Origin of the sequence: Reyranella sp. (assembly GCF_017305915.1) — a bacterium.
GTDB lineage: Bacteria > Pseudomonadota > Alphaproteobacteria > Reyranellales > Reyranellaceae > Reyranella.
The window spans coordinates 73,034-98,477 of the sequence record NZ_JAFKJN010000011.1; the positions used below are offsets into that span (position 1 = coordinate 73,034).

General features: G+C 67.9%; 27 protein-coding genes. 17 read left to right on the top strand and 10 right to left on the bottom strand.

What is annotated here, in order from left to right:
* Positions 1–34 precede the first annotated feature (34 nt).
* Positions 35–973, bottom strand: a complete 939-nt coding sequence (locus J0J01_RS09400) for an LLM class F420-dependent oxidoreductase (protein WP_296380014.1) — start codon at positions 971–973, stop codon at positions 35–37.
* A 366-nt stretch (positions 974–1,339) separates the two neighbouring features.
* Here J0J01_RS09400 and J0J01_RS09405 point away from each other — a divergent pair, with 366 nt between their 5' ends.
* The 3 genes from J0J01_RS09405 (at position 1,340) to J0J01_RS09415 (ending at position 4,271) form a co-directional block, all read left to right on the top strand.
* Complete coding sequence (locus tag J0J01_RS09405; RefSeq protein WP_296380015.1) at positions 1,340–2,707, top strand: SRPBCC family protein; 1,368 nt, start codon at positions 1,340–1,342, stop codon at positions 2,705–2,707.
* Positions 2,707–3,222, top strand: coding sequence for a 3-phenylpropionate/cinnamic acid dioxygenase subunit beta (locus tag J0J01_RS09410; protein ID WP_296380016.1), 516 nt, complete (start codon positions 2,707–2,709; stop codon positions 3,220–3,222). Before J0J01_RS09405 ends, J0J01_RS09410 begins: the two co-directional genes overlap by 1 nt.
* Before the next feature lie 77 nt (positions 3,223–3,299).
* A complete protein-coding gene (locus tag J0J01_RS09415) occupies positions 3,300–4,271 on the top strand; it encodes a hypothetical protein (protein WP_296380017.1) in 972 nt (323 codons plus the stop codon).
* Between the two features lies 1 nt (position 4,272).
* Here the strand turns inward: J0J01_RS09415 and J0J01_RS09420 are convergent, their stop codons facing one another.
* Positions 4,273–4,923, bottom strand: a complete 651-nt coding sequence (locus J0J01_RS09420; RefSeq protein ID WP_296380018.1) for a glutathione S-transferase family protein — start codon at positions 4,921–4,923, stop codon at positions 4,273–4,275.
* Positions 4,924–4,994: 71 nt separating this feature from the next.
* Between J0J01_RS09420 and J0J01_RS09425 the strand changes: the two genes are divergently transcribed.
* Positions 4,995–5,348, top strand: coding sequence for a cupin domain-containing protein (locus J0J01_RS09425; RefSeq protein ID WP_296380019.1), 354 nt, complete (start codon positions 4,995–4,997; stop codon positions 5,346–5,348).
* Between the two features lie 192 nt (positions 5,349–5,540).
* Here the strand turns inward: J0J01_RS09425 and J0J01_RS09430 are convergent, their stop codons facing one another.
* Positions 5,541–7,076 (bottom strand): long-chain fatty acid--CoA ligase, encoded by a 1,536-nt coding sequence (locus tag J0J01_RS09430; RefSeq protein ID WP_296380020.1) that lies wholly within the window; start codon positions 7,074–7,076, stop codon positions 5,541–5,543.
* A 4-nt stretch (positions 7,077–7,080) separates the two neighbouring features.
* Positions 7,081–8,640, bottom strand: a complete 1,560-nt coding sequence (locus J0J01_RS09435) for a long-chain fatty acid--CoA ligase (protein ID WP_296380021.1) — start codon at positions 8,638–8,640, stop codon at positions 7,081–7,083.
* A 59-nt stretch (positions 8,641–8,699) separates the two neighbouring features.
* On the opposite strand from J0J01_RS09435, the gene J0J01_RS09440 reads away from it, so the two are divergent.
* The 6 genes from J0J01_RS09440 to J0J01_RS09465 are packed head-to-tail and all read left to right on the top strand — an operon-like array spanning position 8,700 to position 14,392.
* The gene (locus J0J01_RS09440; RefSeq protein ID WP_296380022.1) at positions 8,700–9,932 is read left to right on the top strand and encodes a cytochrome P450; all 1,233 of its coding nucleotides are present in this window, start codon (positions 8,700–8,702) and stop codon (positions 9,930–9,932) included.
* Positions 9,933–9,934: 2 nt separating this feature from the next.
* Positions 9,935–10,636, top strand: a complete 702-nt coding sequence (locus tag J0J01_RS09445) for a protein phosphatase 2C domain-containing protein (RefSeq protein ID WP_296380023.1) — start codon at positions 9,935–9,937, stop codon at positions 10,634–10,636.
* Positions 10,633–11,634, top strand: coding sequence for an asparaginase (locus J0J01_RS09450; RefSeq protein ID WP_296380024.1), 1,002 nt, complete (start codon positions 10,633–10,635; stop codon positions 11,632–11,634). The genes J0J01_RS09445 and J0J01_RS09450 overlap by 4 nt, the downstream gene beginning before the upstream one ends.
* A 7-nt stretch (positions 11,635–11,641) precedes the next feature.
* Positions 11,642–12,904 (top strand): hypothetical protein, encoded by a 1,263-nt coding sequence (locus J0J01_RS09455; protein ID WP_296380025.1) that lies wholly within the window; start codon positions 11,642–11,644, stop codon positions 12,902–12,904.
* Positions 12,905–12,944: 40 nt separating this feature from the next.
* Positions 12,945–13,601 (top strand): class I SAM-dependent methyltransferase, encoded by a 657-nt coding sequence (locus J0J01_RS09460; RefSeq protein WP_296380026.1) that lies wholly within the window; start codon positions 12,945–12,947, stop codon positions 13,599–13,601.
* Positions 13,602–13,612: 11 nt separating this feature from the next.
* Positions 13,613–14,392, top strand: coding sequence for an SDR family oxidoreductase (locus J0J01_RS09465; RefSeq protein WP_296380027.1), 780 nt, complete (start codon positions 13,613–13,615; stop codon positions 14,390–14,392).
* Between the two features lie 17 nt (positions 14,393–14,409).
* Here J0J01_RS09465 and J0J01_RS09470 read toward each other — a convergent pair whose 3' ends face one another.
* Entirely contained in the window at positions 14,410–15,528 is a 1,119-nt protein-coding gene (locus tag J0J01_RS09470; protein WP_296380028.1) for a helix-turn-helix domain-containing protein, read from the bottom strand.
* A 268-nt stretch (positions 15,529–15,796) separates the two neighbouring features.
* Here J0J01_RS09470 and J0J01_RS09475 point away from each other — a divergent pair, with 268 nt between their 5' ends.
* A complete protein-coding gene (locus tag J0J01_RS09475; protein WP_296380029.1) occupies positions 15,797–16,066 on the top strand; it encodes a hypothetical protein in 270 nt (89 codons plus the stop codon).
* The gene (locus tag J0J01_RS09480) at positions 16,056–16,265 is read left to right on the top strand and encodes a hypothetical protein (RefSeq protein ID WP_296380030.1); all 210 of its coding nucleotides are present in this window, start codon (positions 16,056–16,058) and stop codon (positions 16,263–16,265) included. Before J0J01_RS09475 ends, J0J01_RS09480 begins: the two co-directional genes overlap by 11 nt.
* 135 nt (positions 16,266–16,400) lie before the next feature.
* Here the strand turns inward: J0J01_RS09480 and xth are convergent, their stop codons facing one another.
* Positions 16,401–17,186 (bottom strand): exodeoxyribonuclease III, encoded by a 786-nt coding sequence (xth, locus tag J0J01_RS09485; protein WP_296380031.1) that lies wholly within the window; start codon positions 17,184–17,186, stop codon positions 16,401–16,403.
* Positions 17,187–17,234: 48 nt separating this feature from the next.
* On the opposite strand from xth, the gene J0J01_RS09490 reads away from it, so the two are divergent.
* Positions 17,235–17,534 (top strand): hypothetical protein, encoded by a 300-nt coding sequence (locus tag J0J01_RS09490; protein WP_296380032.1) that lies wholly within the window; start codon positions 17,235–17,237, stop codon positions 17,532–17,534.
* A 6-nt stretch (positions 17,535–17,540) separates the two neighbouring features.
* Here the strand turns inward: J0J01_RS09490 and erpA are convergent, their stop codons facing one another.
* The gene (gene erpA / locus J0J01_RS09495; RefSeq protein ID WP_296380033.1) at positions 17,541–17,873 is read right to left on the bottom strand and encodes an iron-sulfur cluster insertion protein ErpA; all 333 of its coding nucleotides are present in this window, start codon (positions 17,871–17,873) and stop codon (positions 17,541–17,543) included.
* Between the two features lie 40 nt (positions 17,874–17,913).
* Positions 17,914–18,810, bottom strand: coding sequence for a DMT family transporter (locus tag J0J01_RS09500; protein WP_296380034.1), 897 nt, complete (start codon positions 18,808–18,810; stop codon positions 17,914–17,916).
* Between the two features lie 86 nt (positions 18,811–18,896).
* On the opposite strand from J0J01_RS09500, the gene J0J01_RS09505 reads away from it, so the two are divergent.
* The 3 genes from J0J01_RS09505 to J0J01_RS09515 all read left to right on the top strand — a co-directional run bounded on the left by J0J01_RS09505 (position 18,897) and on the right by J0J01_RS09515 (position 23,391).
* Positions 18,897–21,185 (top strand): adenylate/guanylate cyclase domain-containing protein, encoded by a 2,289-nt coding sequence (locus tag J0J01_RS09505; RefSeq protein WP_296380035.1) that lies wholly within the window; start codon positions 18,897–18,899, stop codon positions 21,183–21,185.
* Positions 21,186–21,207: 22 nt separating this feature from the next.
* Positions 21,208–22,077: a glutamate cyclase domain-containing protein gene (locus J0J01_RS09510; protein ID WP_296380036.1), complete on the top strand. Its 870-nt coding sequence runs from the start codon at positions 21,208–21,210 to the stop codon at positions 22,075–22,077.
* Positions 22,078–22,209: 132 nt separating this feature from the next.
* Positions 22,210–23,391, top strand: a complete 1,182-nt coding sequence (locus J0J01_RS09515) for an acyl-CoA dehydrogenase family protein (protein WP_296380037.1) — start codon at positions 22,210–22,212, stop codon at positions 23,389–23,391.
* On the opposite strand, the gene J0J01_RS09520 is transcribed toward J0J01_RS09515, so the two are convergent.
* Positions 23,388–23,999, bottom strand: a complete 612-nt coding sequence (locus tag J0J01_RS09520) for an exopolysaccharide biosynthesis protein (RefSeq protein ID WP_296380038.1) — start codon at positions 23,997–23,999, stop codon at positions 23,388–23,390. The genes J0J01_RS09515 and J0J01_RS09520 overlap by 4 nt on opposite strands.
* Positions 23,996–24,853, bottom strand: a complete 858-nt coding sequence (locus J0J01_RS09525; RefSeq protein ID WP_296380039.1) for a CoA ester lyase — start codon at positions 24,851–24,853, stop codon at positions 23,996–23,998. Before J0J01_RS09525 ends, J0J01_RS09520 begins: the two co-directional genes overlap by 4 nt.
* 206 nt (positions 24,854–25,059) lie before the next feature.
* Here J0J01_RS09525 and J0J01_RS09530 point away from each other — a divergent pair, with 206 nt between their 5' ends.
* Positions 25,060–25,431 carry a nuclear transport factor 2 family protein gene (locus J0J01_RS09530; RefSeq protein WP_296380040.1) on the top strand — a complete coding sequence of 124 codons (372 nt, stop codon included), beginning with the start codon at positions 25,060–25,062 and terminating at the stop codon, positions 25,429–25,431.
* Positions 25,432–25,444: the final 13 nt, after the last annotated feature.

Below are 25,444 nucleotides of genomic sequence, written 5' to 3' on the forward strand. Positions count from 1 at the left end.
GTCCGGCGCCAGACCGCGGCCTGTCAAATCGGCGTCAGACCAGGGGCTTCACCTCGGTTGCGAAACGCTGGAGGCGCTCGACGCTTTCGGCCATCGACTGGCCGCGGAAGTCGAAGATCAGCTCGTGCACGCCGATCTTGCCGAAGGCGCGGACGTCGTCGGCGATCTGCTCGGGCGCGCCGGCGAAGCTGCGGCGGTTGCCGCTGCGGTCGGGCACCGCGGCGTCGTAGATCGGCGCCTTGTAGGAGATGTGGAGCTGCGCGAAGTCGCGGCCCTCGGCCTCGGTCAAACGCTTGAGCGTGTCGAGGTGCTTGCGTATCTCGTCCGGCGGCAGGGGCGAAGCGGCGACCGCCCCGACCGGATGCCAGCCGTCGGCATGCCGCGCGGTGCGGCGCAGCGCGGCCGGCGAATGGCCGCCGACCCAAATCGGCGGATGCGGCTTCTGCGCCGGGAACGGCTCGCAGCGTATGTCGGCGTAGTCGTAGAACCGGCCCCTGAAGGTGGCCGGCGACTGCGACCAGAGCTGCTTGAAGATCGCGATCCATTCGTCGGTCACCGCGCCGCGACGTTCGAAGTCGGGGCTCTTGAGCGCCTCGAACTCCTCCTTCAGCCAGCCGACGCCGATACCGAGCGTCACCCGGCCGCCGGACAGCACGTCGAGCGACGCCACCATCTTCGCGGTCAGCACCGGATTGCGATAGGGCAGGATCAGCACCGAGGTCACGAGCCTGAGTTTCTCGGTCGCGCCGGCGACGACGCCCAGGATGGAAAAGGCTTCGAGCGCATCGCCGACGCTCGGATGCTTGCCGTCGAGCGTGTAGGGGTAGGGCGAATCGCTGCTCACCGGGAAGACGATGTGGTCGGCGATCATCGCCGAATGCAGGCCGAGCCGCTCGCCCTCGCGCGCCAGGGCGAGGACGCCGTCGCGGGTGGCGAGCGGGCCGCGGGTGGGAAGATAGAAGCCGTAGCGCATGGGTCTTTCCGTCGATGGTGCGAATGCGATTGTGCTGCATCCGCAAGATAAAGCGAAGCGGTGCCGATGCGCATCGGATTGGCTAGGCTGGCGCATCGGAACGAGGGAGCTCTCGATGCGCGTTCTCTTGTCGCCGGCGGGTGTGGCGCGCGACACCGCTGGATTCGCCGATGGCTGCGGCTGGCTGACGGCCGCCCTGCAACGCCTGATATCGGAGCGCGGATGTCGGGACGATCGTCATCCAGGTGCCGAGGTCCTTGCCGTTCGCCAAGCAGGACTTCCGCCCGGCCAAGCCGTAGCCGCGCCAAGCCGTACCCGTGATAGAGTTCCGCCCCAGGCGCCTTGATCCAGGAGCGGGGGAGCGGCATGCCGGACGGAGAGCGGGCCAACGGGTCGTGGAGCAGGGCGTCGCTGATGTCGCTGTTCGATCGGGAGCGCGGCGTGCTCGACCGCCGCGTGCTGTCGGACGAGAGCCTGTACCGGCTCGAGCTGGAGCGCATCTTCGCCCGTGGCTGGAACTTCATGTGCCACGAGTCGCAGCTGCCCAATACCGGCGACTACCTGGTGAACTACATCGGCGAGGACCAGGTCATCGTCGTGCGCGATGAGAGCGGCCGCATCAACGTCCTGCTCAACACCTGCCGGCATCGCGGCAATGCGCTGTGCCGTGCCGAGCAGGGGCGGGCCAAGTCCTTCGTCTGCACCTATCACGGCTGGAACTACGGCCTCGACGGCCGGCTGATCGGCGTGCCCGGCCTGAAGACCTACTACCGCGACGACCTCGACCTCGAGCGGCATGGCCTGGTCAAGGCGGCGCAGGTCGACAGTCATCTCGGCTTCGTCTTCGCGACCATGGCCGCGGACGCGCCGCCGCTCAGCGACTATCTCGGCGACGTCGGCCTGGCCGGGCTCGGCATGGTGGGCGCGTTCGGCGAGGTCGAGGTGATCGACGGCATCCAGAAGAACGTGATCGACTGCAACTGGAAGATCGCGGTCGACAACCTGTTCGACTGGTATCACGTCACCTACAGCCACGCCTCGGCCAACAGCTCGGGCTTTACCGAGATCGCCCGCTTCCTGCAGCCCAACCAGCAGATGGTGATGCTGGGCGAGTACGGCCATGCGATCAGCGGCCCGGCCATGCCCAAGGCGCGGCAGGACCAGATCGACGGGCTGAGCGACGAGCAGCGGGTCGAGATGGCCAAGACCCTGCCGGGGAACATCGTCCGCATCCGGCCGAAGGCAGCGGCCGGCCTCATGGGCGCCGAGGGCGTGCGCAGCCTCGGGCATCCCAACATCTTTCCCAACCTCTGGATCACCCTGGGCGGCCTGCAGATGTGCCTGCGCCTGCCGCGCGGGCCGTCGTCGACCGAGCTGTGGTGGTACACCGTGGTGCCGAAGAACGCCTCGCCCGAGTTCCGGCGCCAGGCGATCCGCTTCTGCAACCACGCCTTCGGCCCGGCCGGCCTGTTCGAGCAGGATGACGGCGAGAACTGGAGCCAGAGCACGCGCGCCGCGCGCGGCGTGTCGAGCGGCGCGATCGGTCATCACCTCGGCATGGGCGTCGGCCGCGACCGGGTGACCGTCTCGGCCACCGGCGAGCGCTTCATCGAGACCTGCATCAACGAGCACGCGCAACGCTGGCTCTATCGCTCTTGGACCGAATGGATGGCGGCGCGCGATTGGGCGGAGCTCAGGGCCAACCATTCGCCGGCGCCGACGGCGGCGGTGTGATGCAGCTCGCCGAACGCGTCCTGCTGCAGCACGAGGTCGAGCAGTTCCTCTACGCCGAGGCGGCGCTGCTCGATGCCCGCCGGTATCGCGACTGGCTGGGGCTGCTGGCCGACGACATCCACTACTGGATGCCGATCCGGCGCACAGTGACGGTCGGCGATCTCGACATGGAGTTCACCAAGCCGGGCGCGATGGCCTATTTCGACGACGACCGGCAACTGCTCGAGATGCGCGTCAAGAAGCTCGAGGCCAGCACCGCCTGGTCGGAGAACCCGCCGTCGCGCTCGCGCCACCTCGTGACCAACGTACGCATCGCCGGTGTCGAAGGCGACGAGGTCACGGTCGAGGCCTGCTTCCACCTCTATCGCACGCGGCTGAACTCCGAAGTCGACGGCTGGGTCGGCCGGCGCATCGACGTGCTGCGCCGCGCAGGCGACAGCTTCCGGCTGGCCAGGCGGCACATCTTCCTCGACCAGACGGTCATTCTCGCTACCAACATGAGCACTCTGTTCTGACGGACAACCGTTATGATAGGCTTCCGTAGGCAGGAGTTTTCGGGCTGGGCAGAGGGAGGCCTGCCCCGGGGGGTGCCATGATTCGCCGCGTGATCTGCGTTGCTTTGTGCTTGCTGAGCGCCGCCTGTGCCAGCGCACAATTGAACCACAATACGACAGACCTCGCCTCCTCCCTGAGTTCGCTGGCCAAGACCCAGATTCTTTACAATCTTGCGCAAGCGATCACCGATCCTGAATTCGTCCCCTCGCAGGTGACGATCTCCGTCGGCACGGCGCAGACGGCGAATTCGGTGAGCCCTTCGGTTTCGGTTCCGCTCGGTCCGAGCTTCGCCGTGGCCAACCGCATCACGACCGGGGGGAGGGGCGGGAACCAGCTCTCCAACATCTCGACGAACGCCGCGCCGGGCCTCGGCATCCAGGTCACCGATGCCTGGAACCAGAGCTGGACCATGGTGCCGGCCAATTCAGCGAACCAACTCCGGCGTCTGCGTACCCTCTATCAGTTCGCCACCGGCACCCTGGCGCGCCGGGACCCGACCAAGGACCTCACGGAAAAAGAGGCGGAGAGGCAGTTCCTGTGCGACTACGCCATGCAGTCGTTGGCGGTTCATCCGGAGTCGGCCGGCGGCAACGTCAGATACAGGGTGGACGACTGCCTGGACAGTTCCGGTGCATTGACCTCACGCCTGTTCTACGCCGATCCGAGTTTCACGCAGGGGCCGAGTTGCGTCGTGTGCATCGGGGACCTTCATGAGAAGTCAGCCCGCCCGCATCTCAACCCCGCTTTGAAGTACCACTTCATCCGCACCAACACGCAAAAGACCGACGATATGGTACGGCTGGGCTCGCACGGTGGGACGGAGTTCTACGTTTGCGGATCGGCCGCCGGCGCCTGCGGCTTCGTCCCGGGCCAGCGGCCGTTCGACGGCCGCCGGGCCTTCAGCGACTTCGTGCTGTTCGTGCACGAAGCCATGAGCCAGCCGGGAGGCGGCACCACCGGAAGCCCGAGGCAGAGCTCCGGCGCCGCGTTCGTCTACGCGGTGCGGTGACCTAGGCCGGCTCCTTCGCCCGTTCGGCCCACATCTTCCGGAAGGCCGGGCGGGCCTGGCAGGCGGCGAGCCAGGCTTTTACGCGCGGCGCTGCGTCGAACAGCTCCGGCGCGGCCTGGGCATAGCGGATCACCTCGGCGACGTTGATATCGGCGACGGTGAAACGGCCGCCGACGAGGTGGCCGTCGGCGAGGGCCGCGTCGAGCACGGAGAACGGTCCCTGTAGCGCCTCGACCGCGGCATCGCCGATTTTCGAGTCCGTCGGCCGGTCCTGATTCGTGACGCGGTGATAGAGGACGTTGATGGTGTGCGGTTCGGCCTCGATCGCTGCCCACAGCGCCCACATCGTCATCGCGCCGTCCTCGGCCAGGTCGGCGGGCGCCAGCGGGCCGCCATGCCTCTTGGCGAGGTAGAGTGTAGTCGCGAGCGATTCGTGCAGCACCACGCCGCCGTCGTCGATCGTCGGGATGTGGCCGTTGGGATTGACCGTCAGGAACTCCGGCGACTTGGTGTGCATGACGCCGGCCGGCGGCGGATCGGGCAGGCGATAGCGCTGCATGACCGGCACGAGCTTGAACGGGAGCCCGAGCTCGTTGGCGAGCCAGATCGTGCGCGAAGCGCGGGAGCGATAGACGCCGTAGATGGTCAGCATGGGCGAACCGTCTAGCAGCGGACCGGGGGCTTGTCCTTGTTGGCAAGCGGGCGGGGGACTAACCTTTGCTCATGACCGCCGCCGAAAGACTTAAACCCGTCAAGGACGCCAGCCACCTCTACGAGGTCGAGCGTCGCGCCCGCCATGTCCAGCGTCCGGGCTTCCACATCAGCGAGCTGCAGCTCTCGCCGACCCAGACCGTGCCCTGGCACTTCCACACCAACATCGCCGACACCTTCTACGTACTGGAAGGCGAGATGCGGTTGTTCCTGCAGAATCCCAAGCAAGAGGTCCGCCTCAAGCCGGGCGATACCTACACCGCCGTAGCCAAGCGGCCGCACCTGGTGACGAACGCAGGTAAGACCTCGCTCACCTTCCTGGTGCTGCAAGGCATGGGCGAATACGACTACGTGCCGATGGTCTGATGGAACCGCTTGAGGCGCCCGCCCAGGAAAACTAATTGCAGTTCGCCGTCCGCCGTGTCCGGAGCGTCCGGGCGCGTCCGGCCTGGGGGGTGGCGCCGGATTCCGGATTCTCGAGGAAAACCCTTATGGAATCGGCATTGGAGGTGTCCGGACGCTGGCCGGCTTCCGGGCTGGACGCCTCCCCAGCGCGCTCTAACTGATTGCCGGCGCTACCGTGCCCACGAACTGGCTACGCAGCTCGCGCTTCAGGACCTTGCCGGTGGCATTGCGCGGCAGCACGTCGACGAAGGCGACCGACTGCGGCACCTTGAACTTGGCGAGCCGGCCGAGGCAATGGCGGATGACGTCGCCTTCCTCCAGCGCCTGGCCCTCCTTGCGCACGATGATGGCCAGGCCGACCTCGCCCCAGCGCTCGTTGGGCACGCCGATGATCGCGGCGTCGGCGACCTGCGGCAACTGGAACAGCACGTTCTCGACCTCGGCCGGGTACACATTCTCGCCGCCCGAGATGTACATGTCCTTCCAGCGGTCGACGATGTAGATGAAGCCCTCGTCGTCCATGCGGCAGGCGTCGCCGGTGTGCAGCCAGCCGTCGGTGAAGGCGCTGGCGGTCGCTTCGGGCCTGTTCCAGTAGCCGGGCGTGATGTTGGGGCCCTTGATCAGCAGCTCGCCGATCGCGCCCGGCGCCACGTCGTCGCCCTGGTCGTCGACGATGCGGATGGCGGTGTGCATCATCGCCTTGCCCGCCGAGCCGACCTTGCGGATCGCGTCGGCGGCGTCGAGCATGGTGCCGGCCGGGCTGGTCTCGGTCATGCCCCAGCCCTGCAGCAGCACCACGCCGCGCGCCGCCCAGCCTTCGAGGATCGCCAGCGCGCAGGGCGCGCCGCCGACGCCGGAGATCTTGAGGCGCGACAGGTCGGCTCCCTGGAACTTGGGATGCTGCATCATGAACTGGTACGGCGCCGGCACGGCGAAGAAGTGGGTGATGCCGAGCTTCGGGTCGGAGACGTAGTCGAGCGCCAGCCCGGGCTCGAAGGCGCGCATGATCAGGATGGTGCCGCCGGCATGCAGCACCGGATTGGCGTAGCAGTTGAGCCCGCCGGTGTGGAACAGCGGCAGGATCACGAGCTGCACGGTCTGCGGCGAGATCAGCGCCGGGACGCCGAGATTGACGGCGTTCCAGAACACCATGCCGTGGGTGATGATCGCGCCCTTGGGATGCCCGGTGGTGCCCGAGGTGTACATGATCATGCCGATGTCGTCGTGCGTCAGCGCCAGCGGCGCCGGCACTGATGCGCCCGACGCCAGCGCGCGTTCGTAGGCGCTGCTCGGACTCTCCGGATCGATCTCGAGCCGGTTCTTCGACAGCGCTTCAGCCTGCTGCGCGAAGCTCTTGTCGTGGATCAGCAGCTTCGGGCTCGCGTCACCCAGAATGTAGTCCAGCTCCGGCACGGTGAGGCGCCAGTTGAGCGGCAGCATGATCGCACCCAGCCGTCCGCAGGCGAACTGGATCTCGAAGTACTCCGCGCAGTTGGGCGCCAGCAGCGCCACGCGGTCGCCCTTGCCGACGCCCTGTGCCGCCAGCCAGCCGGCCAGCCGGTCGGTGCGCCGGTGAAGCTCGGCATAGGTGAAGGTGCGACGGGTTTGCAGATCGTTGATGGCGAGCTGTTTCGGCCGGCGGTGGGCGTGGTGGGCGATCCAGTCGTAGTAGGGAGGAACTCCGGGCATCTCTTCAATTCACCGCCTTCGTGTAACCCGTCCAATAGGGCTCGCGCAGCTCGCGCTTCAGGACCTTGCCGGCGCCGCTGAGCGGCAGCGCCTCGCCGCGGAAGTCGACACTGCGCGGGCATTTGTAGCCGGCAATCTGCTCGCGGCAATGCTCCATAACCTGCTCCGGCGTCAGAGTCGCGCCGGGCTTCGGCACGATGATCGCATGCACCCGTTCGCCCCAGCGCTCGTCGGGCACGCCGATCACCGCGACCTCGCCGACCTCGGGCATCAGCGAGATCGCGTTCTCGACCTCGGCCGAATAGACGTTCTCGCCGCCCGAGATGATCATGTCCTTCAGCCGGTCGACGATGAACACGAAGCCTTCGTTGTCCATGTAGGCACCGTCGCCGGAGTAGTACCAGCCGTCGGCCAGCACGGCATCGGTCTCGTTCGGCTTGTTCCAGTAGCCCTTCATGATGTTGGCGCCGCGCGCCGCGAGCTCGCCCGGCGTGCCGCGCGGCACTTCCTGCCGGTTGGCGTCGACGATCTTGACCTCGCAGGTGAGCGCCGCCTGGCCGCACGATTTCAGGCGGCCGGCGTAGGGGCCGCTCAAGGTCGTGTAGCGCGGCGGGAGCAGGGTGACGATCGGCGCCGCCTCGGTCATGCCGTAGCCGTGGCACATGCCGACCCGCGGCATCGCCTCGAGCGCCTTGCGCAGCACGCCTTCGGGCATCGGCGAGGCGCCGTAGAGGATGAACCTCAGCGTCGAGATGTCGAACTCGCCGAAGCGCGGATGGTTGACCAGCATGTTGATCATGGTCGGCACGAACTGCGCGTGCGTGACCTTCTCGGCGGCGATGGTCTGCAGCACCTCGACCGGCTCGAAGCGCGGCACGAAGGCGTGCCGGCCGCCCGCGAGCGTGACGCCGAAGGTCGAGGCGCCGTCGGCCAGGTGGAACATCGCGCCGGAATGGATGTAGGCGGTATCGGCGTCGAAGCCCATGCCCGCGACCGCGTTCATCGCGTTCACGACCAGGTTGGTGTGCGTGAGCATCACGCCCTTGGACCGCCCGGTCGTGCCGCCGGTGTAGAACAAGCCGGCCAGATCGTCGTCGCGCGCGCCGACATCCTCGGCCGCGTCATAGGCGGTGAGGTCCTCGTAGTGCAGCATGCCGTCGGGCGAGGCGATGTCGTCGAGCCAGATCACCTCGCGCACGCTGGCCATCCTGTCCTCGAGCGCGCTGAGGTGATGGGCCATCGCCGCATCGATGAACAGACCGACGGCGCCTGAGTTCTCCAGGATGTGGTCGATCTCGGGCGCCGCCAGCCGGGTGTTGAGCGGCACCATCACCGCGCCGATCCACGGCAGGGCGTACATCAATTCGAAATAGCGGTCGCTGTTCAGCGCCAGGATCGCGACCCGGTCGCCGCGCTTGATGCCGAGGGCGGTGAGGGCGCCGGCGACGCGTGCCGCCCGATCCGCGGTCTGCTCCCAGGTCCGCCGCCGCGTGCCGAAGGCGGTCGAGGGTCCGTTCGGCCGGGTCTGCAGGGCGCGGCGCAGGCCCTGGGTTAAGGAAAACATTCCCGGATGCTAAGTGTGGGTTCATTCGCGCGGCAAGAGGGATCGTGGTAAAGGAGGCCATGAACGAAATGACGCCCCCGTCATCGGACGGATCGCTGGTCTTCGACCCGCTGTCGCCCGCCTTTCTCGCCGATCCCTATCCCTTCTATCGGCGGCTGCGCGAGGCGGCGCCGGTCTACAAGACCCAGCAGGGCTTCTGGCTGCTGAGCCGCTACGACGACGTTGCGCTGTCGCTGCGCGACCGCCGCTTCGGCAAGGACTTCGCCGGCAACATCACCCGCCGCTACGGCGAGGACCGCATGAGCGAGCCGGTGATCGCCAATCTCGCGCGGACCATGCTGGTTCTCGACCCGCCCGACCACACGCGGCTGCGCAGCCTGGTGACCAAGGCCTTCACCGCCCGCCGCGTCGCCGACATGCGGCCGCGCATCGCCGCGCTGGTCGACGAGCAGCTAGACCGGGTGATCGACAGAGGCGAGATGGACGTGATCCGCGATCTCGCCCATCGTCTGCCGGTGATCGTGATCTGCGACATGCTGGGGATTCCCGAGGATCATCGCGCCGGCTTCCTGGTCGGCAGCAACGTCTCGGGCCGCGTGCTCGATCCGGCGCCGATGAGCCGCGAGGAACTCGACCGCGCCAACCAGATGACGGTGGTCGGCAACGCCTACTTCGACCAGCTCTGCGAGCTGCGCCGGCGCGAGCCGCAGGACGACCTCACCACCGAGCTGGTGCGCGCCGAGGAGGCGGGCGACCGGCTGTCGGGCGAGGAGCTGCGCGCCAATATCGGCCTGCTGTTCGGCGCCGGCCACGAGACCACGACCAACCTGATCGGCAACGGCCTGCTGGCGCTGCATCGCTCGCCCGACCAGTGGCAGCGGCTGAAGGACGATCCGTCGCTGATCCCCGGCGCGGTCGAGGAGCTGCTGCGCTTCGATTCGTCGGTGCAGATGACCGGCCGCGTCACCCACACCGAGCTCGAGATCGGCGGCGTGACGGTGCCGGCGGGCGAGAGCGTGATCACGCTGCTGGGCGCCGCCAACCGCGATCCGGCTCAGTACGCCGCCCCCGACACGCTCGATGTCGGTCGTCAGAACGTGCGGCCGATGTCGTTCGGCGGCGGCATCCATCATTGCCTCGGCGCGCAGCTGGCGCGGCTGGAGGCCGAGCTGGTCTTCACCGCGCTGATCGAGCGGCTGCCGAACCTCGAGCTGCCGAAGAAGGATACGCCCGCCTGGCGCGGCACCTTCACCTTGCGCGGCCTGCACGAGCTGCCGGCCGTCTGGCACTGACCATGGCGTGGCGCGGCGAAGGTGCGCAGCACCGGGGCGCGCGCCCGTATCAGGAGGACAGCTGGGCCCTGCGCACGCTCGCCGATGGCGCGTTGCTGGCCGTGCTGGCCGACGGCATGGGCGGGCACGCGGGCGGCGCGACGGCATCGCGCCTCGCGGTCGGTGCCTTCCTGAAGGCGATGGAGAGCGGCCGCAGCCTCCGGGACGCGCTGGACGCGGCCAACGGCGCGGTCGGCGCGGCGGCGCGGCGCGATGCGGCGCTCGACAACATGGGCACGACGCTCGTTGCCGCGGTCGTCCAGGGTGACGAAGTGCGCTGGATCAGCGTCGGCGATTCACCCTTCTATCTCGCGACTCACGGGCAGCTCGAGCGGCTCAATGCCGACCACTCGATGGTGCCGCAGATCGAGGCGCTGGCCGAGCGCGGCATCATCACGCCCGAGGAGGCGGCGCACCATCCCGGCCGCCACACCCTGCGCGAAGCCGTGATGGGCAACCCCTTGACCTTGATCGACGAAGGCCGCAGAGGGCTGGGGCCGGGCGACCGGCTGCTGGTCTGCAGCGACGGCATCGAGACGCTGGAGTCCGCGGAGATCGCGCGCCAGGCGCCCAAGCCGGTGCAGGCGCTGATCGACGCCGTGTTGGCGGTCGGCGTGCTGGGCCAGGACAACGTCACGGTCATCAGGTTGGAACAGGAAGTATGAGCAAGAGTCCGGTCGTCATCGAGGTCACGCGTGGGCCCGTCGTCGAGAGCCGCCACGAGGGCATCGCGGCGGTGATCAGGTCCGACGGCACGGTCGTCGAGTCATGGGGCGACATCGATGCCCCGATCCTGCCGCGTTCGGCCAACAAGCCGATCCAGGCGATGGCCTTCGTCGAAAGCGGCGCGGTCGAGAGGTTCGGCCTCGGCGACGAGCATATCGCGTTGTCCTGCGCCTCACACAGCGGCGAGACGCGTCATGTCGAGACGGTGCGCGCCTGGCTGAAGAGGATGGGGCTGAGCGAGGACGATCTCGAATGCGGCACCCATGCGCCGCGCCTGCAGGCGAGCATCGAGGCGCTGGCGCGGGCCAACCAGCTGCCGACGCCCGCTTTCAACAACTGCTCGGGCAAGCACACCGGCTTCCTGTCGACCGCGCTCGCCCACGGCGAGCCGACCAAGGGCTACATCAAGTACGACCATCCGGTACAGCGCCGCCTGCGTGCCGTGATGACCGACCTGTGCGGCAGCAATGCCGACGATTTCGCCTACGGCACGGACGGCTGCGGGATTCCGACGCTGGCGACGCCGCTGCGCCTGCTGGCGCGCGCCATGGCCAGCATGGCCGACCCGTCCGGGCTGTCGAACGCGCACGCCGAGGCGGCGGCCCGCATCCGCAAGGCGATGAATGCCGAGCCGTTCATGATGGCCGGCACCGGCCGCTTCTGCACCCGCATCAACGAGGCGCTGCCCGGGGTGGCGCAGGTCAAGACCGGCGCCGAGGGTGTTTTCTGCGGCATGCTGCCGACCCTGGGCCTCGGCATCGCGATCAAGATGTGGGACGGCGCCGCGCGCGCTTCGGAAGTGGCGATGGCGACGTTGCTCGCCCACCTCGGGGTGCTGCCGGGCTCGCGGCGCGAGGAGCTGCTGCATCCGCCGGTGAAGAACGTGGTCGGCCTGCTGGTCGGCGAGATGCGGCCGGCCAAGAGCTGGCTGGGGTAGGTCGCCCGTGCCGCTGACGCTCGACATCCTCGAGATGGGCGCGCGGGGCGACGGCATCGCCGAACTGGACGGCGAACGCTACTTCGTGCCCTTCGCGCTGCCAGGCGAGGTCGTCGAGGCCGAGCCCATCGACAAGCGCGGCGAAGGCATCGCCGCCGATCTGCTCGAGGTGCTGTCACCGTCGCGCCATCGCGAGACGCCGCCCTGCACGCATTTCGGCATCTGCGGCGGCTGCGCGCTGCAGCACTGGCGGCACGACGTCTACAGCGCCTGGAAGGCGGGGCTGATCGAGCGCGCGCTGAAGCAGCGCGGCGTGGTGGCGCCGGCCTTCGAGCCGCCACTGCTGGGCACGCCGGGCGAGCGCCGGCGGGTTGACTTCGTCCTGCGCCGGCAGGGCAAGCGCGTGCTGGCCGGCTTCCACGAGCGCGGCAGCGCCCGCGTGGTCGATGTCGGCACCTGTGTGATCGCCCGGCCGGCCCTGACGGCCTTGCTGGAGCCGCTGCGCGCGACGCTGGCCGAGGTGCTGCCGGACGGTGCGGCGGCCGACGCCATCGCCAACGAGACCGACGGTGGCCTCGACGTGCTGCTGCGGCCGCACCGGCGGCTCGGCCTGTCGATCGACCAGCGGCAGAGGCTGGTCGGCCTGGCCGAGCGTGCCAATCTCGCGCGCCTGAGCTGGGGCGATCGCGCCAATCCCGATCCGATCGTGACCCGGCGGCCGCCGCTGCTGGTGCTGGGCGAGGTCACCGTCGAGCCGCCGCCGGGCGCCTTCCTGCAAGCGACCAAGCGCGGCGAGCAGGCGATGCGCGAGGCGGTGACGGCGTGGGCCGGCGATGCGCCGAAAGTCGCAGACCTGTTCGCCGGTGTCGGCTCGCTGTCGCTCGGTCGGCCGGGGCGACTGGCATTGTTCGAGAGCGACAAGCCATCAGTCACAGCGGTCGATGCGGCTGCGCGCAAGATCGGCGGCAACCGCGTCGCGGTAGAGCGGCGCGATCTCTTCCGCAATCCGCTGCTGGAGAAGGAGCTAAACGCCTTCGACGCGATCGTTCTCGATCCGCCGCGGGCCGGGGCGGCGGCGCAAGTTGCAGAAATCGCGCGCTCGAAGGTCAAGCGCGCGGTCTATGCCTCGTGCGATCCCGGCAGCTTCGCGCGCGACGCCCGTGCCCTGCAGGACGCGGGCTACCGGCTGGAGAAACTGAAGCCCATCGACCAGTTCCTCTGGTCAGGGCATGTCGAAGCGGTCGCGCTGTTCGTGAAGGGGCTGGCGTGAGCCGCCGCAGTAGGAGACGATGCCTGCGGGGGAGCTTCAGATGATCGAGGTCGCAGGCGACGACGACGATTTCCGATTCCGGCGATGCCTGGCGCTGCTCGAGGAGCAGGCCGGCAAGATCCGCCCGGGAACCGTTTGGCTGGATCTTGGTTGCCATCAGGGACAGCTCCTGAGGCTGCTGGTCCGGAGCCGTGGCGTTCGCGGCACCGGCTTCGACGACTGGGATGTGGCGCTCAAGCTTCCGGGCCCGGACGACAGCTGGGAGTATCGCCAGGCCGATCTTGCGGAGGATCTGCCCTGGTCCGGCCCGGTGCAGGTGATCTCGGCCCTGGAGGTGATCGAGCACATCGTCGACACCGACGGCTTCCTGCGGCGCGCCTACGAGAAGCTGGACCGCGGCGGCTGGATCGTCATCTCCACGCCCAACATCAACAGCTTGCGCAACCGGACCATCGTGCCGCTGGGCCGCTATCCGGCGGGGCTCGAGTACCGCACCGTCATCCACCATGTCCGCCTGTACAACGCCGCGGTGCTTCGGGAGCATCTGCTGGCGACGGGCTTCGAAGCTGTGCGGCTGCGCGGTGTCGCCTGCCTGCCGTTCTGGATGGGGCTGGGACAGACGCGCGTCAGCCAGGCGCTCGCCGATGCCTTTCCCGCCTTGTCCGCCAATCTGATTGCCGTCGCGCGCAAACCGTAAGGGACACCGACATGACCAGCCCAACGATGTTCGATCTTTCCGGCAAGGTGGCCGTCGTGACCGGCGGCAGCCGCGGCATCGGCCGCTCGATCTGCGAGCAGATGGCCGCGCACGGCGCCAAGGTCGTGGTGTCGAGCCGCAAGCTGCCGGCCTGCGAGGAGGTCGTGAAGGGCATCAAGGCCAGGGGCGGCGAGGCGAGCGCGGTCGCGGCCAGCATCTCCGACAAGGCGCAGCTCGAGGCGCTGGTCGCCGTCGCGCGCAAGACCTACGGCAGGATCGACATCATGGTGTGCAACGCCGCCTCCAATCCCTATTTCGGGCCGCTGAGCGGGCTGAAGGAGGAGGTCTTCCTCAAGATCATGCAGAACAACGTGATGTCGAACATCGCCATGATGAACATGGTCGGGCCGGAGATGGCGGAGCGGAAGGACGGCGTGTTCATCATCGTGTCGTCGATCGGCGGGCTGGTCGGCTCGGCGCACATCGCCGCCTACAACATGAGCAAGGCGGCCGACATCAACCTGGTGAAGTCGCTGGCCATGGAATGGGGCAAGCACAACATCCGGGTGAACTGCATCGCGCCCGGCCTGATCCAGACCGACTTCGCCAAGGCGCTGTGGGACAACCCCGAGATCCGCAAGGCCAACGAGAGCAAGGCTGCGCTGAAGCGCATCGGCCAGCCCGACGACATCGGCGGCGTCGCGGTCTTTCTGGCCTCCAAGGCTGGCAACTTCGTCTGCGGTCAAACCATCATCGCCGACGGCGGCGTGATCGGCACTGGCGCGGAGTAAACGGTCGGACCGCCAGACTACTTCAATCCGTTCAATTCCCGCTGTCGCCACAAAAAGGCGTCCTGGTCGAAGCCATCGGCGATGAGACGCGCCTCGTGCCACTCGACGTCCTGCTGGCGGACGAGAGCGAGATACTGGCGCGGCGGCACGTTGAAGCGCGCGCGAAATGCTCGGCTGAACTGACTCGTGCCGCCGAAGCCGCAGCTCTTGGCGATGTCCGTCAGCGAGCGCTCGTCCTTGCTGTCTGCCAGCATGAGTCGCAGGGCCTGGTCGAGCCGACGCGTCGACAGCACGGCGCGAATGCCGCCTTCGGCCGCCAGAAGCCGATAGAGCGACGCGCGTGAGACGTTGGCCGCATCGGCGATCTCGCCCGGCCCGAGCCGCGGGTTCGCGAGATGCGCGTCGATGTAGTCGAGCGCGGCCCTCCGCCGCGACTTGACGTGATCGGCTTCGTCGCCCGCCAGCCTGGCGCGGGCGCAGGCGGTCGTCAGCGCCACGATGCCCTCGATCGCCGCCTCGGCTTCGCTCACCGTCAGATCGTCGGCCAGCAAAAAGAGCTCCCGGATCGCGGCGCCGATCAGGCACGCTGCGCCACTGCCGCGTCGAAAGACGAGGCCGTGCGGCTCGAGCGCCAGCAGGGCCGCGGGCACGCTGTCGCGTGCCAGGTGGACGATGAGATTCGCATAGTCGGTCGACGCACTGTGAAACGGCCGCGCATAGTCGACGATCGCAACATCGCCCGCCTCGATCCGGTTGCGGCGCCCGGCGCAGTCGGTCTCACACGAGCCTTCGAGCTCGAGATAGATGATCAGCTGATCGGCGCCGCGCGCAATCTGAGCGGGACCACGCGTCATGGTGAATGCCGTGCCCTGAGTGCGCATCAAGATCGCGCGGGGCGTCGGGTAAGTGCGGGTGTAAAGCGTGAAGCGTTCTTCCTCCGACGGGTCCGGCAGCGACACCGTGTAGAGGTGCGCGAGGGTGTCGCGAAACGCCTGCCAGAACTGGGGGCCGAACGCGCGTTGTCCGTTGGTATCCAACCCTTGCAGTTTGGGTGAAGAGTCGCGATCGCTGAAGTCTTTCCGGGAAAATGCCGCGGGAATGCCTGCTTTCGAAATGTTGGTTCTGGTATCGGCCATCGCGACGTTTCTAACACGCAACACGAGGCGGTTGAAGGTTGGACGTCCGGGACAATTCGATCGCTTGGCACGGCTACATGAAGAACTCTTCCAGGCGAAACTGACACTGGAGATCAAATGATTGACGAGGCGTCTCAATCTTTGGCGCAACGCCGGTTCACGCTTGAACCGAATTGACGGCTTCCCCTACATGCGGCGTCACGACAAGCGCATCAGCGCGAACCGATCAACCGGTAGTCGTGTCGGTCTTGAAGCGGGGAGTTGGGTCATGGCCCTTGGCGACAGTCGATCGGACCGTGGACTTTCGACCGTCGAGATCTTCGCCATAGCCGCCGCTGCGGCCATCGCCATCGCGGTCGTTGCCTACCATCCGAAGGCCGACGCCGGGAGCATCTCTCTCGGCATGGAGGCGGCCGCACGGCTCCCCGGGACGACGTCCAGCGCACAGGCCCATCGGACGGCCAGCAACCAACTCGCGACATTTCTGGAGCGCTGGACAAGCACAGCGGACACAGCGGGGGACGACCGTGACCACTAACTCTGAAGGCAAGAACGTGCCGTCGAAAGGCGAGCTGATTTCGCGGCTGAACCGGCCGACTCGAGAGCAGGTTCTTCAGGCGCACCGCGAACGCGGCCTGATGCTGCGCGGCCTGATCGCGGGGGCGGTGCGCTGGGTGGCCCTTGCGTGCGCAGGTCGACGGAGCGGCGGCGCGCCGCGGCGAGCGCGGCAGAGTTAGCGACAGCAGCCGCAGGGACATCGGGGCATGGAGACGCTGCTGAGCGGCCTGATCTTCGCCGTTTTCCTGCTCGCGCAGGTCGCCGCGGTCATCTCGATCCACGCCGACTGGCCGGAGGCCTGCGGTCCGGCAAGACTAGCCGACGTCGAGCTCGCACCAGACGGGGACGTGGTCGCTGGGCTCGGCCTTGCCGCGCTCGGCCTTGTCGATGCCGACGGCGGTGAGGCGGTCGGCGGCCTGCGGCGACAGCAGCAGGTGGTCGATGCGCAGGCCGTTGTTCTTCTGCCAGGCGCCGGCCTGGTAGTCCCAGAAGGTGTAGTGCGGCCCCTCGACATGGAGGGCGCGCACCGCGTCGGTCATGCCCATGTTGAGCAGCGTGCGCAGCGCCTGGCGTGACTGCGGCTGGGTCAGGGCGTCGTTGGCGAAGGCGGTCGGGCTGAAGACGTCGGCGTCGGTCGGGATGACGTTGTAGTCGCCGCCAAGCACGAACATCTCCTCGGTCGCCAGCAGCTGGCAGGCGCGCTGGGCCAGCCGGTCCATCCAGGCGATCTTGTAGGCGAACTTGTCGGTATGGATCGGGTTGCCGTTGGGCAGGTACAGCCCGCCGACGGTCAGCGGGCCCTGGGGCGTCTGCACTCTGCCTTCGATGTAGCGCGCCTGCTCGTCGGTCTCGGGATCGGGCAGCGAGCGGGCGGTGATCTCGACTGGATGCAGCGACAGGAATGCCACGCCGTTCCAGCTCTTCTGGCCGACGATCTCGACCTTGTAGCCGGCCGCCTCGATCTCGAGCCGCGGGAACTGCGCCTCCTGGGCCTTGATCTCCTGCAGCACGGCGATGTCGGGCTTGGCGCTCTGCAGCCAGCTGACGAGGTTGCCGGTCCGCTTGCGGACGGAATTGACGTTCCAGGTCGCGATCTTCATGCCCGAAAAATACTGTATCCTGTAGGCTGTTGTCGTTGGGGGAGAGTCATGACGCGTATTTCAGCCCTTGCCTTCGTGGCGTTTATGGCCCTGGCCCCGGCCGCGCACGCCGACGACTTCATGGATGCCTGCATGCTGGGCAACAGTCCGGCGAGCGACATGCCCAGGACCTGTGCCTGCATCTCGACCAAGATCGCGGCCGATGTCCGCGCCGATGCGACGGCCGCCTTGCGGCGGTCCTACGAGGCGACGCGGGATACCTCGAAGTCGATCGATCCGTCGACCCTGCCGCCGAATCTGATGCGGGGATTGCAGGCCTACGTGGCTGCCCAGGCCGACTGCCTGTGACCTGAGCTAGACACTAAAGGAGTTGCCGCAGCCGCAGGACGAGGTGGCGTTGGGGTTCTTCACCTGGAAGGCCGACCCCACCATCTCCTCGACATAGTCGAGCTCGCTGCCCTTCAGGAACTCGAGCGAGGTCGAATCGACCACCACCGCGGCGCCGTCGTGCTCGATCAGCAGGTCGTCGTCGTTTTTCTGTTCCTCGAACGAGAAATTGTACTGGAAGCCGGAGCAGCCGCCGCCCAGGACCGCGACCCGCATCATCACGGGTTTCGGCTCCTTGGCGGCCAGGAAAGCGATGCGCTTGGCGGCGTTGGGGGAAACGCTAAACTGGGTCTCGCTCATGTCCTACAAGATGTGGGTCGGGGCCAGTTTCGTCAATGGGTCAGGCCAGGGCTTCCAGGCCCCGTGCACGGGCCCGAATCCGCTCCCTGTGGAGGACATAGAGCCCGGAGCCGATCACCAGCGGCAGCCCGAGCCAGACCGTCCAGGACGGCTCCTCCTTGAACCACAGGTAGCCGTAGAGCATCGCCAGCACGATACCGGCATAATCGAACGGCGCCAGGACGGCGGCCGGGGCGAGCCGCCAGGCCCGGGTCACCAGCACCTGCGCCACCCCGCCCAGCAGACCGAGCAGCAGCAGCCAGACCCAGTCGATGGCCGTCGGCCACACCCATTCGGGGATGGCGAGGCCGAGGGAAACGCCGCTCGAGACGATCGAGAACCAGAAGAGGGTGGCGGCGTCCGAATCGTGCCGGCTGATCGCCCGCACCAGCACGGTCGACAGCGAGTAGCAGAAGGTCGCCGCCAGCACGACCAGCGAGATGGTGTGGAAGGAGATGCCGAACGGATCGAGCATCACGATCACGCCGACGAAACCGACCGCGACCGCGCTCCAGCGCCGCCAGCCGACCTGCTCGCCGAGCAGCGGCACCGCCAGCCCGACCATGAAGAAGGGTGCCGCGAAGGAGATTGCGTAGGCGTCGACCAGCGGCATCCGCGGGAAGACGTAGAAGAAGCCCGCCGTGCTGCCGAGGCCGGCCATGATGCGGACCGCCTGCAGCCACGGCCGATTGCTGCGCACGATGCGGAGGTCGCCGGCACGCCAGACGATGACGGCGACCGGGATCATCGCCACGGTGCTGCGGAACAGCATCAGCTGGAACGGCCCGTAGACGCCGCCCAGCGCCTTCACCATGGCGTCCATGGTGCAGAAGAGCAGGAGCGAGCCCAGCTTGAAGTAGATGCCGGACAGGGACGCGTGGACGGGGCCGGTGAGCATGATCTCGGCGACTGGCGTAAGGGCGCGCTATTTGGCTTGGGAGCCGACGTTCCGTAAAGTGAGTTCGGCAGGGAGATGTCCACCGGATGCGCTGGCTCTGGCGTTGGTTGTTTGGCGGGGATAGAGCGCCGCGCGCGCCGATCCTGGTGGCGCTGCTGGTCCTGCTGAACGCGCTGCTGCTGCGCATTGCCGATCCGCCGGTCCTGAACCGGCTGCGCGACATCGCCTTCGACAACTACCAGCGCCTCAAGCCGCGCGAGCGGCCAGCCGACATCCCGGTGCGCATCGTCGACATCGACGAGGCGGCGCTGGCCGAATACGGCCAGTGGCCGTGGCCGCGCACCCTGCTGGCGACGCTGATCGAGAAGCTCGCCGAGAAGGGTGCGGCGGTGATTGCCTTCGACGTGGTGTTCGCGGAGCCTGACCGCACCTCGCTCGGCCAGATGGTCAAAGGCCTGCCGGACGACGCGCTCTCGGCAGAGCTCAGGCTCCTGGCCGAGAAAGCGCCGGACAACGACCGGATTTTCGCCGCGGCGATCAAGGACGCCACGGTCATCACGGGCTTCGGCTTCGACGCCCATGGCGGGTCGGTGCCGCCGCGCCGCTTCGCCGGCGTCGCCCACAACACCGGCGAGCAGAACGCGAAGTCGGTGTCGCAGCTGATCGCCCAGTTCATCCCGCAGCAGACCGGCGCGGTGAAGACCATCGACGTGCTCGAATCCGCCGCCCAGGGCGGCGGCAGCGTCACCACCGAGGTCGACAGCGCGATCGTACGAGAGGTGCCGATGCTGTTCCGCCTCGCCGGCCAGCGCGACGAGGATCTCTTTCCGGCGCTGTCGATCGAGACCTTGCGCGTCGTCCAGGGCGCCTCGACCTACCTGGTGCGCTGGTCGGGCGCGCAGGGCTTCGAATCGTTCGGCGCGCGCACCGGCGTCGGCGCGATCCGGGTCGGCAATGCCTCGATCGACACCGACGCGCACGGCCGGGTGGCGCTCTACGACACCGGTCACCTGGCGGAGCGCTTCGTTTCGGCGCGCGACGTGTTGAAGGGCGCCGTGCCGGCGGAGAAGATCGACAGCCACATCGTGTTCGTCGGCACCTCGGCGGTCGGCCTGAAGGATCTGCGCAACACGCCGCTGCAGAGCTCGGTGCCGGGCGTCGAGATCCATGCCCAAATCGTCGAGCAGATCCTGAGCCAGAATTTCCTCGAGCGGCCGGATTACGCCGATGGCGCGGAGTTCCTCTATCTCGCGGCGATCGGCCTGGTGTTCGTGATCCTGATCCCGCGGCTGAAGGCGGCGACGATGTTCCTTGTGGCGGCGCTGTTCGTCGCCATCGGCATCGCCGTGCCGTGGCTCGCCTTCACTCGAATCCATCTGCTGTTCGACCCGATCTATCCGCCGGTCACGCTGGCGGCGATCTACATCACGGGCTCGGCGCTCTCCTTCATGCGCGCCGAGCGCGACCGCCGCGAGATCCGCGGCGCCTTCAACCTCTATTTGTCGCCCGACCAGGTCGAGGCGGTGGTGCGCAATCCCGAGCTGCTGGCGCTGGGCGGCGAGCAGCGCGAGATCACAGTGATGTTCACTGACGTGCGCGGCTTCACCCGCATCTCCGAGCAGTTCGACCCCCAGGGCCTGACCCGCTTTATGAACCGGCTGCTGACGCCGATGACCGGGCTGATCCAGGAGCGCCGCGGAACCATCGACAAATACATGGGCGACGCCATCATGGCGTTCTGGAATGCGCCGGTCGATGTGCCCAATCATGCCCAGCGGGCCTGCGAGACCTCGCTCGCCATGCAGGCGCGCCTGGTCGAACTCAACGCCGAATGGAGGACGGAAGCCGAGGCGGAGGGCCGGCCGCACATCCCGGTCGCGATCGGCATCGGCCTCAACACCGGCCAGGCGACGGTCGGCAACTTCGGCTCGACGCAGCGGCTGCAGTATTCCTGCCTGGGCGACGAGGTGAACCTCGCTTCGCGGCTGGAGGGGCTGTGCAAGACCTACGCCGTCGGCATCGTCGTCGGCGAGAACACGTGGCGGCAGGCGTCTGAGTTCGCGATGATCGAGCTCGACCTCGTGATGGTGAAGGGCAAGACCGAGCCGGAGCGCATCTGCGCGCTGGCCGGCGATGCGTCCGTCGCGGCGCGGCCGGCGTTCAAGACACTGGTCGATCGCCAGGAGGCGTTCCTCATCCTCTACCGCACGGGCGCCTTCTCCGAGGCCTTGTCGGTCATCGCGGAGTGCGCTGAAGCGGCACAGGCATTGGGCTGGCGGCAGGGCTATTACGAAATGATGCGCGAGCGGGTCGACGGGCTGATCGACGATTCGCCGCCGGATTGGAACGGAGTGTATGTCGCCACCGAGAAGTAGCGCGCTTGAGTCCGTCGAAGCGTTGGTCTGCCGCGATGTCGGCCGCGGTACGCAGGCCCTGATCGAGGCGAGCCGCGGCGAGCTGGCGGTGGCGGCGCGCGCGCTTGCCCACGCCACGAGCATCGGCTTCATCACCGGCTTCTTCGTGCCGCGCGACGGCGTGGCGGCACCGGAAACCGACGGCCCGGTCGGCACGGCGCTGCTCGCTGCGGCGCTCGGCGCCTGCGGCGTGCCGGTAAGGATCGCCGTCGATTCGCCCTGCGCCGACGCCGTGCGCGCGGCAGTGCACGAGACCGGGATCGAGGTGGGCGTGGACGAGGTCGGCGTCGAGGATCGTCCCGGCATCGAGCGGGTCGCCGCGGCATGGCGCGCGGCGGGCGTCAGCCATGCCGTCGCCATCGAGCGCTGCGGCCTCAGCCCCGACGGCCGGCCGCGCAACATGCGTGGCGCCGACGTCTCGCCGTGGACCGCGCCGCTCGACGATCTCTACACCGCCGGCGACTGGGTGCGGCTGGGCGTCGGCGACGGCGGCAACGAGATCGGCATGGGCAAGCTGCCGGCCGGCCTGATCGCGCGCACCGTGCCGAACGGCGAGAAGATCGCCTGCATCACCTCGTGCGATCATCTGGTGGTGGCCGGCGTGTCGAATTGGGGCGCCTACGGGCTGATGGCGGCGCTGGCAGTCGTGCACGCGCCGTGGTCGCCGGTGCTGTCCCGGTTCCTGACCGCGGAACGGGACCACGCGATCACCCAGGCGATCGTAGAGAAGGCGGGCGCCGTCGACGGTGTCACGGCGCGAAACGAGCCCACGGTCGACGGCTTTCCGGCCGACGTGCATGCCGAGGTGATCGACGGGCTGCGCCGCATTGCTTGGGGTCAGGCGGCGGACTAGGGCATATTCCGTTCGGCTGGAATCAGCCGAACGGAATATGCCTGCTGCAACAACAACCCCCGTGCGCGCATTTCCGAGCAGATGGAACCGCTCGCGGTTCCATCTGCTCGGAAATCGCTCTAGAACGCCGCCATGGACACTCACGCCGCTGAAAATCCCTACGCGCCGACACATCCCGAGATCCGTGACGCCGTGCGCGCGCTGTGCCTCAAGTTCGACGGCGCCTACTGGCGCAAGCTCGACCGCGAGCGCGGCTATCCGACGGAGTTCGTCAAGGCACTGACCGAAGCCGGCTGGCTGTCGATCCTGATCCCCGAGGAGTATGGCGGCGCTGGTCTCGGCATCGCGGCCGCGTCGGCGGTGTTGGAGGAGATCCACAAGGCCGGCTGCAACGCCGCCGCCTGCCACGCGCAGATGTACATCATGGGCACCGTGCTGCGGCACGGGAGCAAGGAGCAGAAGGAACGCTACCTGCCCAAGATCGCGTCGGGCGAATTGCGCCTGCAGGCGTTCGGCGTCACCGAGCCGACCAGCGGCACCGATACGCTGAGCCTGCGCACCACCGCCGTGAAGAAGAACAACAGCACCTACGTGGTGAACGGCCAGAAGGTGTGGACCAGTCGCGCCGAGCATTCCGACCTGATGCTGCTGCTCGCTCGCACCACGCCGCGCGAGCAGGCGCAGAAGCGCACCGAGGGCCTGTCGGTGTTCCTGGTCGACATGCGGGCGGCGCTCGGCAAGGGCCTGACGATCCGGCCGATCCGCACCATGATGAATCACAACAGCACCGAAGTGTTCTTCGACGACATGGAGGTGCCGGCGGAGAATCTGATCGGCACGGAAGGGCAGGGCTTCCGCTACATCCTCTCGGGCATGAATGCCGAGCGCGTGCTGATCGCCTCGGAGTGCATCGGCGACGGCCGCTGGTTCATCGACAAGGCGGTGAACTATGCCAAGGAGCGCAAGCTGTTCGGCCGGCCGATCGGCCAGAACCAGGGCGTGCAGTATCCGATCGCGCGCGCCTACACCCAGATCGAGGCGGCCGACCTGATGGTGCGCAAGGCGGCGGCGATGTTCGAGGCCGGCATCAATGCCGGCGCCGAGGCCAACATGGCCAAGATGCTGGCGTCGGAGGCGGCGTGGGCCGCGGCCGAGATGTGCGTGCAGACCCACGGCGGCTTCGGGTTCGCCGAGGAGTACGACGTCGAGCGCAAGTTCCGCGAGGCGCGGCTCTACACGGTGGCGCCGATCTCGACCAACATGATCCTGAACTTCGTCGCCGAGCACGTGCTCGGCCTGCCGAGGTCGTACTAGAAGACCGACTTCAGCAGGCTGATCACCACCATCGGGCCGACGATCAGCAGGAACGCGGTCCAGGCTAGGGTCACCAGCGTCAGCAGCCAGCCGAGCATGGCCATCAGGCCGTCATCCTCGAGCAGGGCGAGGCAGAAGAACAGGGTCCCCCAGGCGGCGAACAGATTGTCGAACGGGATCGGCAGCGCCAGGATCACGACGATCGCCGCGCAGCCGACGTGGATCGCCCGGCGCGGGACGCCCGCCACCCACCACGAATACCGCGGATGGATCGCCGCCTCGATGCGTTCCAGGCGCGGCCGCATTCGGGCGAGAAAGTCCTGCAGCCGGCCACGCTTCAGGGCGTAGCGGCCGATCGACCGCGGCAACCAGGGCGTCCGGCGGCCGAGGAACGCCTGCGCGATGACCAGTACCATCGGAATGCCGGTCACCGTCGACAGCAGAGGAATGCCGGTCGGCACACAGTTGGGCAGCACCAGCGCCGCCACGATGAACGGATAGGAGCGCGTCTCCAGCCCTTCGAGGAACGCCGCGATGGTGAGCTGGGACTCGCGCGCGCCCGCGAACAGCCGCTCGAGCGTCGGCAGCAGCGAGCGGCCGCCCGTCATCCAGCGCGTGCCGTCAGGCGGCGCGCCAGCACGAGGTGCGGCTTGTCCAGCATCTTGCCGTCGAGCGTCAGCACGCCCGAGCCGGGATTGCTTTCGAACGCGGCGATCACGCGCTTGGCCCAGTCGACTTCCTGCGCCGACGGCGTGAAGACTTCGTGAATGACCGCGACCTGGTCGGGATGGATGGCGATCTTGCCGCCATAGCCCATGCGCCGCGCCTCCTGCGCCTCGGCGCGCAGCCCATCGGCGTTCCTGATGTCGGGATAGACCGTGTCGTAGGCGGTGACGCCCGCCGCCACCGAGGCCATCAGGTTGACCGTGCGGGCGAACCGGAAGGTGTCGTCATAGACGCCCGGCGCCGGCCCCTTGGCCAGCGCGCCGAGATCGGCCATCAGGTCCTCGCCGCCCCACGAATGGCCCATCAGGCGCGCGTGCTTGGCCGGCGCCGCGGTGAGCGCCAGGATCGCCGCTGCGCTCTCGGTCGCGATGGTGAGGATCTTCGTCGCGCCGGCAGCGATGCCTTCGCGCGCTTCGAGCGCGTCGAGATAGGTCGCCAGCAGATCGAGATCGCGTTGGCCGACGCACTTCGGGAACACGATACCGTCCGGTTTGCCCTGCATCACCACCGCGAGGTCGCCCAGCGTCAGGCCGGTGTCGAGCGCGTTCACGCGAACGTACAGCTTCGGCCCGGCTTTGGCGGCGCACAGGTAATCGAGCGCCATCTGACGCGCGATGGGCTTGCGGTCGGTCGCGACCGAGTCCTCGAGATCGAGGATCAGGCCATCGGGGCCGCTCAGCGGGCCCTTGGCGAGCTTGCGCTCCGAATCGGCGGGAACGAACAGGAAGGAACGCATGGCTCGAGAGGTCCGCTTGTTGACGACGCCTTACGATAGCCGGGCCGGCCAACTTACGTCCCAGGTAATCGACCGAGTCGGCCGGCCGACTTAGCTTCCGCTGCATGGAAAGACGAGATCTGCTTCGTGCCGTCGTCGCCATCGGCATCGCGGTGCCGGCTCTGTCCGAAACGCGGGCCGAACCCCAGCCTCACAGGAGAACAGCGATGAGCAACGTCAACGAGATCGTCGTGCGCTACCTTGCGGCGTGGAACGAGCGCGAGCCCGAGAAGCGGCGCGAGCTGGTGGCCAAGACCTGGACCGACGATGGCACCTATGTCGATGCCGCGCGCGATGGCAAGGGTCACGACGCCCTCGACGCCATGATCGCGACGGCGCAGGGGCATTTCCCCGGCTACCGGCTCAATCTGGCGAGCGGCATCGAAGCGCATCACGACTGCCTGCGCTTCAGTTGGGCCGCCGGCGGCACCGCGGAGGCGCCGCTGTTCATCAAGGGCACCGACTTCGTGATCCTCGGTGGCGACGGCCGCATGAAGTCGGTGGTCGGCTTCACCGACGCCGCTCCCGCACGCGTCTGAGGAGAGGCCGGCC